At 66.4% G+C, this 15774-nt stretch carries 17 protein-coding genes; 8 read left to right on the top strand and 9 right to left on the bottom strand.

Annotated features, from left to right (window positions below):
* Window positions 1-240 precede the first annotated feature (240 nt).
* Together rpmB and ASC68_RS25785 are read left to right on the top strand one after the other, a co-directional pair.
* Window positions 241-528, top strand: coding sequence for a 50S ribosomal protein L28 (gene rpmB / locus ASC68_RS25790; RefSeq protein WP_055886447.1), 288 nt, complete (start codon window positions 241-243; stop codon window positions 526-528).
* Between the two features lie 253 nt (window positions 529-781).
* Window positions 782-1468, top strand: coding sequence for a queuosine precursor transporter (locus tag ASC68_RS25785; RefSeq protein ID WP_055886444.1), 687 nt, complete (start codon window positions 782-784; stop codon window positions 1466-1468).
* A gap of 13 nt (window positions 1469-1481) precedes the next feature.
* On the opposite strand, the gene ASC68_RS25780 is transcribed toward ASC68_RS25785, so the two are convergent.
* From ASC68_RS25780 to ASC68_RS25755, 6 genes are all read right to left on the bottom strand, one after another.
* Window positions 1482-1853: a nuclear transport factor 2 family protein gene (locus ASC68_RS25780; protein WP_055886441.1), complete on the bottom strand. Its 372-nt coding sequence runs from the start codon at window positions 1851-1853 to the stop codon at window positions 1482-1484.
* A gap of 10 nt (window positions 1854-1863) precedes the next feature.
* The gene (locus tag ASC68_RS25775) at window positions 1864-2895 is read right to left on the bottom strand and encodes an esterase-like activity of phytase family protein (protein ID WP_055886437.1); all 1032 of its coding nucleotides are present in this window, start codon (window positions 2893-2895) and stop codon (window positions 1864-1866) included.
* Window positions 2892-4781, bottom strand: a complete 1890-nt coding sequence (gene cobT, locus ASC68_RS25770) for a cobaltochelatase subunit CobT (protein ID WP_055886434.1) — start codon at window positions 4779-4781, stop codon at window positions 2892-2894. Before cobT ends, ASC68_RS25775 begins: the two co-directional genes overlap by 4 nt.
* On the bottom strand, window positions 4781-5530 hold the full coding sequence (locus tag ASC68_RS25765) for a class I SAM-dependent methyltransferase (RefSeq protein WP_055887136.1): 750 nt from the start codon (window positions 5528-5530) through the stop codon (window positions 4781-4783). The genes cobT and ASC68_RS25765 overlap by 1 nt, the downstream gene beginning before the upstream one ends.
* A gap of 14 nt (window positions 5531-5544) precedes the next feature.
* Window positions 5545-6522 carry a cobaltochelatase subunit CobS gene (gene cobS, locus ASC68_RS25760; RefSeq protein WP_055886431.1) on the bottom strand — a complete coding sequence of 326 codons (978 nt, stop codon included), beginning with the start codon at window positions 6520-6522 and terminating at the stop codon, window positions 5545-5547.
* A 221-nt stretch (window positions 6523-6743) separates the two neighbouring features.
* The gene (locus ASC68_RS25755) at window positions 6744-7385 is read right to left on the bottom strand and encodes a J domain-containing protein (RefSeq protein ID WP_055886426.1); all 642 of its coding nucleotides are present in this window, start codon (window positions 7383-7385) and stop codon (window positions 6744-6746) included.
* 51 nt (window positions 7386-7436) lie between these two features.
* Here ASC68_RS25755 and ASC68_RS25750 point away from each other — a divergent pair, with 51 nt between their 5' ends.
* From ASC68_RS25750 to ASC68_RS25740, 3 genes are all read left to right on the top strand, one after another.
* Window positions 7437-7703 carry a BolA family protein gene (locus ASC68_RS25750; RefSeq protein WP_055886422.1) on the top strand — a complete coding sequence of 89 codons (267 nt, stop codon included), beginning with the start codon at window positions 7437-7439 and terminating at the stop codon, window positions 7701-7703.
* Between the two features lie 173 nt (window positions 7704-7876).
* Complete coding sequence (locus ASC68_RS25745) at window positions 7877-8917, top strand: OmpA family protein (protein WP_055886419.1); 1041 nt, start codon at window positions 7877-7879, stop codon at window positions 8915-8917.
* A 107-nt stretch (window positions 8918-9024) separates the two neighbouring features.
* Window positions 9025-10011, top strand: coding sequence for an OmpA family protein (locus ASC68_RS25740; protein ID WP_156387455.1), 987 nt, complete (start codon window positions 9025-9027; stop codon window positions 10009-10011).
* On the opposite strand, the gene ASC68_RS25735 is transcribed toward ASC68_RS25740, so the two are convergent.
* Window positions 10008-10850, bottom strand: a complete 843-nt coding sequence (locus ASC68_RS25735) for a 5'-3' exonuclease H3TH domain-containing protein (protein WP_055886413.1) — start codon at window positions 10848-10850, stop codon at window positions 10008-10010. The two genes, ASC68_RS25740 and ASC68_RS25735, sit on opposite strands and share 4 nt — an antisense overlap.
* Before the next feature lie 207 nt (window positions 10851-11057).
* On the opposite strand from ASC68_RS25735, the gene ASC68_RS25730 reads away from it, so the two are divergent.
* Window positions 11058-12569: an FAD-dependent monooxygenase gene (locus ASC68_RS25730; RefSeq protein ID WP_055886410.1), complete on the top strand. Its 1512-nt coding sequence runs from the start codon at window positions 11058-11060 to the stop codon at window positions 12567-12569.
* Here ASC68_RS25730 and aroB read toward each other — a convergent pair.
* A complete protein-coding gene (aroB, locus tag ASC68_RS25725; protein WP_055886407.1) occupies window positions 12553-13671 on the bottom strand; it encodes a 3-dehydroquinate synthase in 1119 nt (372 codons plus the stop codon). The two genes, ASC68_RS25730 and aroB, sit on opposite strands and share 17 nt — an antisense overlap.
* The gene (locus ASC68_RS25720) at window positions 13664-14257 is read right to left on the bottom strand and encodes a shikimate kinase (protein WP_055886404.1); all 594 of its coding nucleotides are present in this window, start codon (window positions 14255-14257) and stop codon (window positions 13664-13666) included. Before ASC68_RS25720 ends, aroB begins: the two co-directional genes overlap by 8 nt.
* 145 nt (window positions 14258-14402) lie before the next feature.
* Between ASC68_RS25720 and ASC68_RS29080 the strand changes: the two genes are divergently transcribed.
* Both ASC68_RS29080 and ASC68_RS25710 read left to right on the top strand, forming a co-directional pair.
* Entirely contained in the window at window positions 14403-14714 is a 312-nt protein-coding gene (locus tag ASC68_RS29080; protein ID WP_082528489.1) for a hypothetical protein, read from the top strand.
* Window positions 14711-15622: a site-specific tyrosine recombinase XerD gene (locus ASC68_RS25710; RefSeq protein WP_055886401.1), complete on the top strand. Its 912-nt coding sequence runs from the start codon at window positions 14711-14713 to the stop codon at window positions 15620-15622. The genes ASC68_RS29080 and ASC68_RS25710 overlap by 4 nt, the downstream gene beginning before the upstream one ends.
* The last annotated feature ends 152 nt before the right edge of the window (window positions 15623-15774 follow it).

Raw genomic sequence — 15774 nt, 5'->3', positions numbered from 1 at the left:
GCGTTCAACACGGGAACGGACCTCTGGCGGCGTCGCCAAGCGGCGACGCGACGTCACCAGGCAGCGAATCAATATTGCTGCCAAAATGCCGAGCGAGGCTCGGGCTGGCAAGGCATTCGGCGTTCACAAGCTTGACGGGAGGGGCTCAGTTCTCTATGGGAGCGTCCGCAATCAAGAACAGACTCCAGCCCGTTGCGAGGGGATAGTCCCCCGCCGAGGGCCTTTTGACAGGATACTCCAATGGCTCGCCGCTGCGAACTCACCGGTAAGGGCGTGATGACCGGGAACAAGGTGAGCCATGCGCTCAACCGTACCCGTCGCCGCTTCCTCCCCAATCTCCTCAACGTCTCGCTGCTGTCGGACACGCTCGGCCGCACGGTCAAGCTGCGTATCTCGGCGAACGCGCTGCGTACCGTCGAGCACCGCGGTGGCCTCGATGCGTTCCTGCTCAAGGCAGACGACGCCGAGCTGTCGCCCGTCGCGCTGTCGGTGAAGAAGGAAGTCCGCGCCGCTCTCGCGACCGCGTAAGCTTTGCCCTTTCAGTTTTCGCCGCGCGTCCCGAAAGGGACGCGCGGTTTGTTTTGAGGCCGGCTTGCTGTCCGCCACCGGTGTCATCCCTGCGCAGCGGGGATCTCCGTTTTGCGATTGTGCGTGAGGCACCAAAACAGAGGTTCCTGCTTTCGCGGGAATGATATCGAGACTAGAAGACCCATCGGAGCGCAAGCTCCAACCCACCGCCCCGGTCTGATGCCGGTCAGCGGGTTCCATAGAGGTGCAGGATATGCTCGCTCGCCTTGTCGCGGCCATCGCGGCCATGGTCGTGGTCGTCACCGCGTCCAACATTCTCGTGCTCTACCCGGTTGACGCCGCGCTCGGCCCGATCAACCTCAAGGATCTCCTCACCTGGGGCGCCTTCACCTACCCCTTTGCCTTCCTCGTCACCGACCTCGTCAACCGCTATGACGGCGCGGCGCGGGCCCGCTTCGTGGTGGTGTGCGGTTTCGTCGTGGCGGTGGCGCTGTCGTTCTACCTGAGCTTCAACCCGCTGCCGTGGAATGCCGGGGGAGCTCCGGCTACCACGGCGCGTATCGCCACCGCCTCGGTGACGGCGTTCCTCATCGGGCAATTGCTCGATATCTCGGTGTTCTCGCGGCTGAGGGCCAGCAGGAACTGGTTCCTGCCGCCGCTCGCCGGTTCGCTGTTCGGCTCGCTGCTCGATACGGCGATCTTCTTTTCCATCGCCTTCGCCCCGTCATTCGGCTTTGTCGACGGTATCTATGGGGCACAGGATGGCTCGCTGGGCTTTCCGGCGCCGTTCCTCAGCCTCGGGCCCGACGTGCCGCTATGGTTCTCGCTGGCGGCTGGTGACTTCCTGGTGAAGTTCCTCGCGGCATTGCTGCTGCTGGCGCCTTACCGGATGCTGATGGGCAAGCTGATGCCACTGCCGCCGCTCAAGGTCGCGGCTTAGAGCCGGCTCTGACCTACTCCGGCCAGCGGCTCAGGTGTTCGTGGGCGATCCACCAGCGGTCGCCCAGCCGCTTCAGCACTGTGGTGCCACGGCCCGAGCCCGACTGGCGTTTGCCGTCGACGGTGGTTTCCCAGTTGAAGCGGTAGGTGCAGGCCGCAGCACTGTCGCCTTCGGCAATCCACTCCAGCTCATCGAGCCAGTAGCGCTCGCTCGGCCCCATCGCTCGCCAGGTCGCTTCGAACGCCGCGCGGATCGCGGCGATGCCGCTATAGGTGCCGTTCGAGAACCAGAACGTCGCATCGGGCGCGATGAGGTCGATCAGGAGGTCGAAGTCCTGGCGGTTGATGCGGTCGGTGTAGGCCTCAAGCACGTCCCTTGCCGACATCCCGACCTCCTCAGTCCGGCAGGCTGAACTCCAGCAGCAGGTTGCGTTCCCAGTCGTTGAAGTTGTTGTCCGACACCAGGGTGATGCGGGTGGTGCCATCCGGGGCGCTGTGGACGGCGAGGGCTTCCATGTTGTCGATGTCGCCGCCGGCGGCGTGCAGCAGCTGCTCGCCCTTCATATGGGCGCCGGCCTTCACCTCGGCGGCGGGGATGCGGACCAGTCGCATCTGGAAGGCGAGGAGCGCAATGCCGCGCTCCAGCACCAGGAGGTCGCCATTGGGCATGAAGGCGCAGTCGGTGGGGTTGGTGCCATCGCCCGAGATGTAGCTCAGCGGGCCCTTGTCGTTCTGGCCGAGCAGGTATGCCGAGTGCTGGCCGTCATCGTCGATGATGCCTTCAGTAAGGAGCAGGGTGGAGCCTGATATCGGCGAGTTGGCGGGGGCAATGCAGACCGCTTCCAGCGTCTCGTTGGTGCGGGTGTCGCTCAGCCATTTGGGGATGTTGACCTCGCGGGCGGCGCCTTGCGGCACGCCGTCGACCAGGGTGAAGTCGGCGACGCGGGTGAGGTTTTCAAAGCCGACGCGCACGGCGCTCGGCTGGCCGTCGCGGACGATCACCGCCAGCGCCTCGGCATCGCGCGAATAGGCGCGGGGCAGTTCCTTGCCCTTGGAATTCTGGATCGGCTCGACCTTGACGCCGATCAGCCCCATCGGCCGCGCCGCTTCGTCGTAGAGCAGTTGGCCGGAAACAAAATTGCCGCGATCCGAGACCATGACCAGCCGTCCGTCGGGGCCGGTGAAGCCGAGGCCGGAAAGGCCGCCGAAGGTGTCGGTCTGGCTCTGCATCTCGATGCCGCCGCGCCAGACAAGGCCCTGCACGCGCTGGCCGATGCCTGCGCCCATAAAGGTGGAGAGCGGCACCGAGGTCACCGTCTCGTCATCGGCCCGGGCGCCCAGCCCAGCCGCTACCAGCAGTGCGGCGCCTGCGCTTGCGATCAGCAGTGCCGCTCCGGCGAGACGCGAGGCACGCCGTGCTGCGGTCATCCGTATCGGCTCTTGCGGAAGGCGCCAGGGGCCTCCTCATCGAACAGCGAGGCGAGCTCATCGGTCAGCGCCCCTGCCAGCTCTTCGGCGTCGAGCAGCGTCACGGCGCGCCGATAATAGCGCGTGACGTCGTGGCCGATGCCGACCGCCACCAGCTGCACGGCGGAGCGGGTCTCGATGTCTTCGATCACCTGACGCAAGTGGGCCTCGAGATAGTTGCCGGCATTGACGCTCTGGGTCGAGTCGTCGACCGGCGCGCCATCGGAGATCACCATCAGGATGCGGCGATTTTCGGACCGGGCGAGCAGGCGCTTATGCGCCCATTGCAGGGCTTCGCCGTCGATGTTCTCCTTGAGCAGCCCCTCGCGCATCATCAGGCCGAGGTTACGGCGGGCATGCCGCCAGGGCTCGTCGGCCGCCTTGTAGATGATATGGCGGATGTCGTTGACGCGACCCGGATTGGGCGGACGCCCCGCCTCGAGCCAGGCCTCGCGGCTCTTGCCGCCCTTCCAGGCGCGGGTGGTGAAGCCAAGAATCTCGACCTTCACGCCGCAACGCTCGAGCGTGCGGGCGAGGATATCGCCGCAGATCGCCGCGATAGTGATCGGGCGGCCGCGCATCGAGCCGGAATTGTCGAGCAGGAGCGTCACCACGGTGTCGCGAAAATCGGTGTCGCGCTCGACCTTGAAGCTCAGCGCCTGCAGCGGATCGGTGACCACGCGGGTCAAACGCGCCGTATCGAGCAGGCCCTCTTCGAGGTCGAACTCCCAGCTGCGGTTCTGCTGCGCCATCAGCCGGCGCTGCAGCTTGTTGGCGAGCCGCGCCACGGCGCCGGCGAGGTTCTCGAGCTGCTTGTCGAGCAGCGCGCGCAACTGGTCCAGTTCCTCGGGCGGGCAGAGGTCGGGGGCGCGCACCACCTCGTCGAACTTCTGGGTGAAGATCCTGTAGTTGAAGACGTTCTGGAATTCTTTGGCGTTGGCGCCGGGCGGCGGCGGATTAGGCTGGTCCTCGCCCGATTCGGAGCTGTCGTCCTCGTCGGTCTCGGAGAAATCCATCTCCGCGCCTTCGACTTCGCCTTCCTGCTCGGATTGGCCGGGGGTCTGATCCTCGTCGGCCTCGGCGTCCTCGCTCTCCCCCTCGCCCTGCTCGGGGTTTTTCTCGTCGTCCTGGCCGCGCTCCGGCTCCTGGTCGTCACCCTGCTCGGAATCGTCGCTGTCGCCGTCGTCGAGATCGCTGTCGGGCACGAGGCTCAGGTCGCGCAGCAGCTGCCGCGTGGCGCGGCTGAACAGCTCCTGGTCCTCGAACTTGGTGAGGAGCGTGGTCAGCGAATTGCCGGCGCGCTGCTCGATTTCCTTCTTCCACAATTCGACGATGGCATTGCCCGAGGGCGGGATGGCGACGCCCGCGACGCGTTCGCGGAGGATCAGGCCCAGCGCCTCGGCCAGCGGAGCGTCGGCTTTGTCGTTGACCTCGGCGAAGTTCTGGCGGAACAGCCGGTCTTCCAGCATTTCGTGGATGTTGCCGGTCATGCCGGGCATGCGGATGCAGCCCAGCGCCTCGACGCGGGCCTGCTCCAGCGCATCATAGGCGGCGCGGGCTTCCGGCTCGGCGGGAGCGCGCTTCCGATGCGTTTCGGGATCGTGGCTGGCGAGCCGCATGGCCATGGCGTCGCCTTGCCCACGGGCAATGGCGATGTCGCGCAGCGTTGGCAGGCGCGGCAGGTTGGCGAGCCGCGCCTTGTCGGCGGTGAGGATGGGCCGATCGGCCGTGAAGCTCACCTCGAGGTCACGCTTGCCGCCAATGGCGCGCACCGCGGCGCCCATCGCCGATTTGAACGGGGCAGTGGTGTCGGGCTTGTTCTGCTTGGAGCGCGGCGGAGGGGCCATCAGTGTTCTCGTTGGGCAGGCTTGGTCAGGGACATCAAGAGGAACATCGGGCGGGTCAGCTCGGTCGCCCGCCACTCCGGATGGGCGGCGAACTGCGCGTCCGACGGTTTCCACTCGTTGACGGCGCGATACTCAAAGCCGGCGCCGGTGAGGATGTTCAGCATGGTGCCGATGGTGCGATGAAACTTGACGATGCCGTCGACGATCCAGTTGGTGACGCGGCGGCCCTCGACCAGGTAGTCGGCGATGGCGAAAGCCTGGCGTCCATCGGCGGCAGCGACCCACTCGGGCTCGGCGCGGGCGGCATAAATCGGGTGCTCGACGGAAAACACCAGTTGTCCGCCGGGCGCCAGCGCGCCGTACAGCGTTCCGGAGATGCGGTCGAAATCCTCGACATAATGCAGCGCCATCGAGCTGACGATCAGGTCGGCGCTACCGCGCGCCAGTACCAGCTCGTCGAGGTTGCCGCGGGCATAGGTGACGGCCGGATTGCTGGTCTCGGCCACGGCTCGCGCCAGCATCTTTTCGCTGAGGTCGATGCCGAGGACGGAACGGGCACCCTCAGCGCCGAGCCAGCGGCTCAGCTGGCCGAAGCCGCAGCCCAGATCGACGACGCGCTTGCCGGCGATCTCCGGCAAGAGGGCGCGCAGCGCCGGCCACTCGCTGGTGGCCTCGAGGCCATCACGCGAGCGCGGGAATTCGCTGTACCCGGCAAGGAATTTCGGGTCGTCGTAGATGTTCTGGGCCACCATGGGCCTCCAGCTCAGGCAGTCACCGCCAGGTTGGCAGCCGATTCCGGCAGGTCTTCGCCGAACACGCGCTGATAGAACTCGGCCACCACGGGGCGTTCGAGCTCGTCGCACTTGTTGAGGAAGGTCAGCCGGAAGGCGAAGCCGAGGTCGCCGAAAATCTCGGCGTTCTCGGCCCAGGTGATCACCGTACGCGGGCTCATCACCGTCGACAGGTCGCCGTTGATGAAGGCCTGGCGGGTGAGATCGGCCAGCCGGACCATGTTGTTGACGGTCTTCTTGCCCTTCTCGCCGGTATAGGTCTTGGCCTTGGCGAGGACGATCCCGACTTCCTTGTCGTGCGGCAGGTAGTTGAGCGTGGTGACGATCGACCAGCGGTCCATCTGGCCCTGGTTGATCTGCTGGGTGCCATGATAGAGGCCCGACGTATCACCGAGGCCGATGGTGTTGGTGGTCGCGAACAGCCGGAAGGCCGGGTGCGGGGTGATGACGCGGTTCTGGTCGAGCAGCGTCAGCCGGCCCTGCGTCTCGAGGACGCGCTGGATCACGAACATCACGTCGGGGCGACCGGCATCGTATTCGTCGAAGACCAGCGCAATGTTGTTCTGCACGGCCCAGGGCAGGATGCCGTCACGGAACTCGGTGATCTGCTTGCCGTCCTTGAGGACAATGGCGTCCTTGCCGACCAGGTCGATACGCGAGACGTGGGCGTCGAGGTTGACGCGGACGAGCGGCCAGTTGAGGCGCGCCGCGACCTGCTCGATATGGGTCGATTTGCCGGTGCCGTGGTAGCCCTGCACCATGACGCGGCGGTTGAAGGCAAAGCCTGCAAGGATCGCCAGGGTGGTGTTGCGGTCGAACAGATAGTCCGGATCCAGCGGCGGCACATGCGGATCGGTTTCCGCATAGCCCATGACCTTCATATCGCTGTCGATGCCAAAGGTTTCGCGGACGGAATATTGCTTGTTCGGCAGATTGTTGAATTCAGGCATTTCACGAGGCTCGCGGAAGGAAATAGGTCAAGACGGCTGCCTTGGCGGTTGCCGGGCTCTATAGCAGCATCGGGTGCCCGGGGGTAGGGCTGCGCGACAATCTGGCGACAGCCGGGCACGGGCGCAATGTGCCGCGTCGACGGGCACCTGCCGGCATCTATTGGCGGCGCAAATACCGCCATAACAAAGATTCATCCGACTGGCGCCGCAGGAAGCGGGTGTCAGCGCCCGACAAAGCCTTTGGACTTGAGGTGCGCGTAGGCGGCGATGATGGCACGCAGCCGATCCTCGGAGCTTTTGTCGCCGCCATTGGCGTCCGGGTGGTGGACTTTCACCAGCGCCTTGTAGGCGGCCTTGATCTGCTCGGCTTTGACGTAGCCCTTGAAGCCCAAGGTCTCGAACGAGCGGCGGTCCTGCTCGTGCAGCGGCTTTACCCGCTCTTCGGCCGGGGCGCGCTGCTGGTGGCGGGCATAACGGGCGAATACCCCGAACGGGTCGTTGACACGCTTTGCGGTCGGGTCACGCGGCGCGCCACGCGGCATGCGCGGACCGGTGCCGGCGCCCGGCTTGGCGCCGAACCCCCAGCTCGGTCGGCCGTCGGTTTCCTTTTCGGCGTGCAACTGGGATTCCATCTCCTCGGGCTTCATCCCGGCGAAGAAGTTGAACACCTGATTGTAGTGGCGCACGTGCTCGAGGCAGAAGTGGTGGTACTGCCCCACGGCCCGGTTGCCCTTGGGCGCCTTGTAGAGTCCGGGCTGGTCGCAACCCTCCCATCCGCAGGCCGGCACTTCGGCGCGCGCTTCGGGTTCCGGGTGCCGAGATCGGATCCGGATGCGGTCAAAATACTTGGAATCCAGCTTCATCAATCCTAGTTACGGGGCCTCAGCCACGCCTCAAACTGAACCGGTATCCATATGTCCGTTCGAGACACGATTGCAGAAAAACTTTCGGTCAAATTCACGCCGACCCATCTTGAAGTGATCGACGAGAGCGAGAAACATAGGGGGCACGGCGGTTATCGGGAGGGCGGCGAGACGCATTTCCGCGTCCGGATCGCCTCTCCAATGTTCACCGGCCAGTCACGCCTCGCACAGCATCGTGCCGTGATGGAGGCGCTCGACGCCGAGCTGAAAGCCGGCGTCCATGCGCTGGCCGTCGAGGTGGTCGCCTCTACGGCCTGATCGTCTGGTATCGTTGGATGCGGCACATATGGGTGCCGCGCCCCGGCGCTGCAACCGGTGCGCCGCTTTGCGGCCAAAGCCGGGCGAAGCCATGGCAGGCTGCCGCTTTGTCTCCGAACTATCGCCCAAGGCGTTGCCTAGCAGTGATGTCTGCAGACAGACTGGAGGGCGACATGTCCACTTTGAAGACGGCGGTCCTCGCGACCGCCTTCGCGCTATGCGCAGTGCCGGGTGCCTTGGCCGCGGGCAGCAGCTTGCAGCTGATCATCGGCGGCGAGGCCTATGACGGGCCGCCGAAGTTCGAGGTGACGTTCGACGGCAAGGTGCTGGGTGAGGGCGCAGTGAACGCCGCCATCGACACCGCCACCGCCGGCCGCTTTGCCGATGCCGCCGACAAGACCCCGTATGTGCAGAGTTTCGCTTTCGATATTCCCGAGGATTTGTTCAAGCCGGGCGGCGAGGTCCGGGTGCGGCTGGTGAACGAGGCCTATGGCGGCGACGGCTCGAACCGCGACCGCAACCTCTATCTCGCCGCCGTAGCAGTGAACGGCCGCGCCGTGACGGTGTCTGGACTTTCGACGCAGGGCACCACAGCCAGTACTGAGAACGAGCTGTTGGGCGAGTTCCTGGTGCTGAAGGACGGCAACGTGGAGGGCGTGTCGCGCGCGCCCACCGGCGGCTGGCCGCTGCCCGATGCGACGATTGCCGCGGCGCAGCCGGTAGCCGAGCCGGTGACGACTGAGGTCGCGGCGGTGGCCGAGGAACCAGCGGCGGTGAAGGCGCCCGTAGCGGTGACCGCTTTGAAACTGCCGGAAACGGGCGAGGGGGATAAGCCGGTCGCCACCGCGAGCCTCGCCGCAGCAGATGAACCGACTGCCAATCCGGCCTGCAACCGCGACGAGCTCTACAATGTCGTCGGCTTCAACGAGAGTTCGAACGACCTCACCCCCAAGCTGATGGAGCGGCTCGACCAGATCGTCGCCGATATCGGCGAGCAGAAATGCAAGGTGCTGGTCACCGGTTATTCGAGCCGCGCCGGCAACCACGCCACCAATGCGCTGTTCGCGATCGAGCGGGCGCAAAACGTCCTCGCCTATCTCAGGCAGGCCGGGCTGAAGTTCGAAAAGGTCTCGGCCACCGGCGCCGGCGCCACCGAGCAGTTCGGCGAGACGTTCTACGCCAACCGTCGGGTGGTGATCTCGGTCGCGCCGTAATCGGAGCGGTACGCGGCAAGGACCAGGTTTGCGCGTCCAACACGCTGTTGTCGCGCTCGCTTCTGTGCGCAATAGTATCGGTGCGGCGTACAGACGGGAGGGCGCGGATGCGTCTCGGTGGTATTTGTCTGCTTGCTGCCGTTCTAGGCAGTGGTGTCGCGTCAGCCGATGAAGTCTCTTTGCGGCTGGTCGGCGAGGATGGTCCGCTGGGCCCGCCAGCATATGCGGTGACTGTCGACGGCACGCTCATCGGCACCGGGACGCTGCGCGCTCCGGACGGCGCAAAGCCGCGCGAGCGTACCGACTTGAACACCATCGCGTCTGATCGGACCTTCACGATCCCGAATGAACTGCTGCAGGCCGGCTCGGTGGTCAAGGTTTACCTGATCAATGACGCCATCGACGATACGGGCGCCGACACGACGCTCTACATTCTGGGCGTGTCGATCGACGGCATGGCCGCCGATCTGGCTGCGGCGACGATTGCAGCTGCCGACGGGGAAGCCAAGGAAATCTACATGACCTCGGAGGGCGCCCTGATTTTGGCCTGGAATGCGGCCGCAAGCTTCACCGCTCCCGATGGCGGTTGGCTTGCGGGCGGCGCCACCGAGGCAGCGGCGACGACACAAACACCGACTGCAGAGGTCCCGGCCGAGCAGGAGGCTCCGGTTGTGGACGAGGCGCCGCCGGCTGCCGCGGCAACGCCGGTAGAGGAAATGGTGCCGCCGGTTGAGGAAGCAGCGGCAGGCGACGCGCCACCTGAGCCGACCTGCGCGGTAGATGCAACGATCGCCCTGACGGACTTCGCGAATGGCGAGGCTAACGTGACCGAGACGACGGCGCAGGAGCTGATCGGCTTCTTCAAGGACCTCTCGGTCGACCAGTGCGAACTTGGCGTGGCGGGATACTCCAGCCTAGGCGGCGAACCGGCAACGAACCTCGCGGTATCGCAGGCGCGGGCTGACGCGGTGCTGGAGTTCATCAAGGGCAGGAATCTGCACTTTGCCTCGGAACAGGCCGTGGGCCACGGAGAAACCAGCGAGTTTGGTGACGGCAGCGCCAATCGCAGAGTCGTCGTGACCGTCGGTCCCTAGACTCGGTCCGCCAGCTGCTGCAGCCGGTCGGCGAGGTTGTTCAGTTCCCAGTCGCGAGCGAGGGCGGCGGCTTTGCCCCAGGTCGGCTTGGCGTCGGGGATCGGTGGCAGCGGCGCATCCGTCACCATGGTGGCGATGCGCTTATAGAGCCGCAGATCATCGGCCTGGGTGGGGAAGCGGTTGTCGGCGATCATCGCTTCGAGATCCGGGTAGCGCTGCAGGAGGCTCGCCGCCGTGGCCTCGCCGACGCCCCTGGCGCCGGGGATCTTGTCGGAGGGGTCGCCGCGCAACGCGATGAAATCGGGTACCTGGCGGGGCTCCACCTTATAGCGCTCGCGCACGCCGGCCGGGTCGATGCGGGCGATCTCGCCGCCCTTGATCGGCGCGAGGATGGTGGTCCGGTCGGAGGCGAGCTGGTAGGCGTCGCGATCGCTGGTCGCGACCAAAGCCGTGCCGCCGGCCTTCTCCTCCATTGCCACGGCGGTAGCGAGGAAATCATCGGCTTCGAAACGGCCGGCCTTGCCGAAGACGAAGCCGAAGGCGGTGACGACCTGAGGCAACACCTCGAGCTGCTCGACGATCTCATCCTCGAAAATACGGCCGCCCTGGTAGGGGGCGAATTCCAGCGCCCGCCAGTTGGGTTCGGCGAGCGTATCCCAGCCGACCACCACGGCGCGTGGCTGCTCGGCCTCGTACAGCCGGATCAGGTAGTTGGCGAAGCCGACAATGGCGCCACCACCGCGATCGCCCTTGCGCCGTACCGTCTTGGGCAATGCGTGATAGGCGCGGTGGGCGAACGAGTCGCCGTCGATGACGAGCAGCGGGCGGCGATCGGACATGGTTTTCCCTCGGCGTCTTTTGGCGCGGCGCGGGCTCGAATCGTGCCCAGCGTCTCGCGCTCGGTGGCAGGATACATGTCAGGGAGGGGTGGCAAAGCGCGATCTCGCCCTCTGCCCATACTGATATGTAACGCACAAGGGGCTTGCTTCAAGACCCCGACCATCCCGTAAAAGGCGTGTCCTCGTCAGATCTGAACGGAGACAAAGATGCGCAAGTCCGAACATCAGGTGGTGATCGCCGGCGGCGGCCCGACCGGGCTGATGCTGGCCGCAGAGCTGGCGCTCGCCGGTGTCGACGTGGCGATCGTCGAACGACGGTCGAGTGGGGACGTCGTCGGCTCACGCGCCGGCGGGCTGCATCCCCGCACGCTCGAAAGCTTCGAGCAGCGCGGCATTGCCGACCGGTTCCTCGCTGAAGGGCAGGTGGCGCAGGCGGTGGGGTTTGCCGGCGTCCGCCTCGACCTCGGCGGTTTCCCGACGCGTTACCCCTACACCCTCGGCCTCTGGCAGAACCACGTCGAACGGATCCTCGGCGGCTGGATCGACACGTTCGAGGTGCCGATCTATCGGGGCGTCGCCGTGACCGACTTTACGCAGGACGAGGCCGGCATCGACATCGCGCTCAGCGACGGCGGGGTGCTGCGGGCGCAATATCTCGTCGGCTGCGACGGCGGGCGCAGCCTCGTGCGCAAGGTGGCGGGGATCGAGTTCCCCGGCTCGGACCCCACCACCAGCAACCTGATCGCCGAAGCGGAACTGGCCGAGGAACCACCAGAGTTGGGGATTCGCCGGGATGCCACCGGTATTCATTCCATCGGCCGAGCCGAATACGAGATCCGCGATGGTCAGATCATCTTTGCCAAGAGCGGTCCTGTCCGCGTGCTGGTGACCGAGCGGGAGGTGGGCAAGACCGGCGAGCCGACGCTGGCCGAGGTGCAGGAGGCGCTGATCGGCGTTTACGGCACCGATTACGGCATCCACAGCCCGACCTCGATCACCCGCTTCACCGACGCGGCGCGACAGGCGGCGACTTACCGCGAGCGGCGGGTGCTGGTGGCGGGCGATGCGGCGCATATCCATCCGCCCGATGGCGGCATGGGCTTGCAGACCGGGGTGCAGGACGCGGTGAACCTCGGCTGGAAGCTGGCGCAGGTGATCAAGGGGACGTCGCCCGAGAGCCTGCTCGACAGCTACCACGCCGAACGGCACCCGGTCGGGGCCAGGGTGCTCCGCTACACCATGGCTGCGGCGGCGCTGCGGCGTGAGGATGATCGCACCAAGGCGTTGCGCGAAACCATGGCGGGGTTGCTGGAGATGGGGGAGCCGCGCCGGCGTGTGGCCGCCGACCTGACCGGGCTCGGGATCCGCTACGAGCTCGGCGAAGGCCATCCGCTGCTCGGGCGCCGCATGCCGGATCTCGATCTTGCTACGGCCAGCGGCCCGAAGCGATGCTCCGCACTGCTGCACGCGGCCAGGCCGGTGCTGCTCAACCTCGGCACGCCCTCCGCACTCGACATCGCGCCGTGGGCGGCTCGCGTGCAGGTTGTCGACGCGGCATATGACGGCGCGTGGGAGCTGCCGGACCTCGGAGTGGTCACTGCACCTGAGGCCGTGCTGATCCGCCCCGACGGTTATGTGGCGTGGGTCGGAGACGCCGCCGGGCAGGGGCTGGCCGAGGCGCTGGCCACCTGGTTCGGGCGGCCTAACGGCCGCTCCTGACCTCTTCGAGATAGGCGCGCACGGCGGCCGGGTCGACATGCTTCTCGATGAAGGCCCGGCCGATGCCGTGAGTCAGGATGAAGGTGAGGGCGCCGCGCACCACCTTCTTGTCCTGGGCGATGGCGTTCATCAGGTAATCGGTATCGGGCAGCTCGCCGGGGATATCGCTCAAATGCGTCGGGAGGCCCGCGGCGCTCAGGTGTTGGGCAATGCGGCCGGTATCCTGGCTGGGCGCGAGGCCGAGCTTGGCCGAAAACCCATGCGCCAGCACCATGCCGATGGCGACGCCTTCGCCATGCAGCAATCGGTCGGAATAGCCGGTGGCTGATTCGAGCGCGTGGCCGAAGGTGTGGCCGAGATTGAGCAGGGCGCGGACCCCGGTCTCCTTCTCGTCGGCGAGCACGAAGCGGGTCTTGGCGGCGCAGCAGCGCGCCACCATTTCAGCGCGCAACGCAGCGTTGCCGGCAAAGATCTCGCGGCGGTTGTCTTCGAGCCAGAAATAGAACGGCTCGTCGTCGATCAGCCCGTATTTCACCACTTCGGCATAGCCGGCGGCGAGCTGCCGTGGCGGCAAAGTGTCGAGCGCGTCGAGGTCGGCCAGCACCAGCTTGGGCTGGTGGAAAGCGCCGATCAGGTTCTTGCCGTGCGGCGAGTTGATGCCGGTCTTGCCGCCGACGGAGCTATCGACCTGCGCCAGCAGTGAGGTCGGCACCTGGACGAAATCCATGCCGCGCCGCGCGATCGCTGCGGCAAAGCCCGCGAGATCGCCGATGACGCCGCCACCCAGCGCGATGATCAGGTCGCCGCGCTCCAGCCGCGCTGCGAGAATCGCCTCGACCACTTCGCCCAGCCGGGCGAAGGACTTTGTGCCTTCGCCGTTGGGCAGCACCACCGTGGTGTAGCCGACTTCGGCTGCATCGAGCGAGGCGGTGAGCCGCGGCAGCTGGGCGATGGCGACTTCGGTGTCGGTGACGATGCCGAAGCGGCACCCGGGGAACCTGGCCTTGAGCAGGGCGCCGGCATTGTCGATCAGCCCATTGCCGATGAGGATGTCGTAGGCGCGCTCGTCCAGCGGCACGTGGACGGTGGTCGGCTCAGCCATTGGGCGTCTCGCTGCTCAGGTGCGCCAGTACGGCGTCGATCACTTCGCTTGCCACCTGGTCCTGCGGCACGTCGCGCGACACGATCGTGACGTCGGCCTCGGCATAAACCGGATAGCGCACGTCGATCAGCTTCTGCAGGGTTTCGCGCGGGTTGGCGGTCTTCAGCAACGGCCGGTTGGACCGGCGCGAGACGCGCTGGAACAACAGCTCGAAATCGGCCTTGATCCATACCGAGATCGCCGCTTCCTTCACCAGGGCCCGGGTTTCGGGGTTGATGAAGGCACCGCCGCCGGTGCCGAGCACGATGTTGTGGTCTTTCAGCAGCCGGGCGATCACCTTCACTTCGCCGGCGCGGAAATCGGCCTCGCCATGGGCTCGGAAAATGTCTTCGATGGTCATGCCGGCAGCCTTCTCCACCTCTTCGTCGCTGTCGACGAAGTGGCGGCCGAGGCGGGCGGCGAGGCGGCGGCCGACCGTGGTCTTGCCGGCGCCCATCATGCCGATCAGGACGATCGGGCGGTGCCCGAGGAGCCGCTGCAGATCCTCGCGCCGGTCGTCGCGTGTGGTCGGGCCGTCGCGTGACATCGCATTTCCCTGTTCGGCCGGTTTGAACCGTTAGGGCGGCATAAAGTCAATGCCCGCTATGGTCGGACGACTATGGTTAGCGCACCCTTGATCGCATCCGGCAAACAGGGGAGACTGGCCCGTAGCGTGACAAAAGCGGATTGCCATGCCGACTCTCATTCGTCTGATCGTCATCCTGCTGGTCCTGGTCGGACTGGGCTACGGGGCCATGTTCGCGCTCGTCGCCATCGTCCAGCCGCGCGACAAGGACGTGACCATCCGCATTCCGGCGCGCGACCTGGTGCCCTCGACGCAGCGCGACCCGCTGGTGCGGCGCGAGATCAACACCACGCGTCAACCTGAAGCACCGGCGGCCGCGCCGCCCGCTGCCGAGGAGCCGGCGCTGTCGGTCGAGCCCGCCAGCGATGCTCCGGCCGAGGAGGGTGAAGTGGTGACCCGGCAACAGGGAATCGAATGAGCGGCGGCCATCTGGTCGACGCGTTCCTCGAGATGATGAGCGCCGAGCGCGGCGCGGCCAAAAACACCATCGATGCCTATCGCCGCGATCTTGGCGACTATTGCGGGTTCCTGGCGCGCCGCGGCACCGGACCGACCGCGGCCGGGCGCGAACAGGTGACGGAGTATCTCGCCTTCCTCGAAGCTGAGGGAATCGCCGCCTCGTCGAGCGCGCGAAAGCTCTCGGCGATCCGGCAGTTCCACAAGTTCCTTGCCGCCGATGCGGTGCGCGGCGACGACCCGACGCGAATCATCGCTTCGCCCAAAGCGAGGCGAAGCCTGCCCAAGGTGCTGTCGATCGCCGAGATCGATCGGCTGCTGAGCCTGGCGGAAGCCGAGATAGAAGCGCCGGAGGCGAGCGAGGCTGAGCGCGCCATGGCGGGGCGGCTCTATCTGCTGCTCGAGCTACTTTACGCCACTGGCATGCGCGTATCGGAGCTGGTGGAACTGAAGCGGGCCGCGGTGATGCGCGACGCCAGCTTTCTCACCGTGCGCGGCAAGGGCGGCAAGGAGCGGATCGTACCGCTCACCGACCGGGCGCGCGATGCGGTGAAGGCGTATCTGACGCGGCTCGAGCCCGGCGCGTGGCTGTTTCCAGCGGGCGGCGAGAGCGGCCATCTCAGCCGGCAGGTGTTTGCGCGGGAACTCAAGCGGCTGGCCGGCCGGGCGGGGATTTCCGTGGCGAGGGTGTCGCCGCACGTGTTGCGGCATGCCTTTGCCAGCCACCTGCTGGCGGGCGGCGCGGACCTCCGGGTGGTGCAGACACTGCTCGGGCATTCCGACATCTCGACCACGCAGATCTATACCCACGTCCTCGACGAGAAGCTGAAATCGCTGGTCGAAGCGCACCATCCGCTGGCGGAGGGCTGAGAGCTGCGCCTGCTGTTCCGTGTGCTTGGCCTCGTCGCTGCGGCGATGGTGCTCGTTGTGGCGTGGATCGCTTTCGACATCTGGAGCTTCGGCCACAGCAGCGATCCCGGTCCCGCCGATGCGGCGCTGGTGCTGGGTGCGGCCGTGGCCGG

It is taken from the genome of Devosia sp. Root105 (assembly GCF_001424865.1).
Taxonomy (GTDB): Bacteria; Pseudomonadota; Alphaproteobacteria; order Rhizobiales; family Devosiaceae; genus Devosia_A.
Note: the sequence above shows the minus strand (reverse complement) of the source record. Positions and strands in the feature narration are given on the sequence as shown.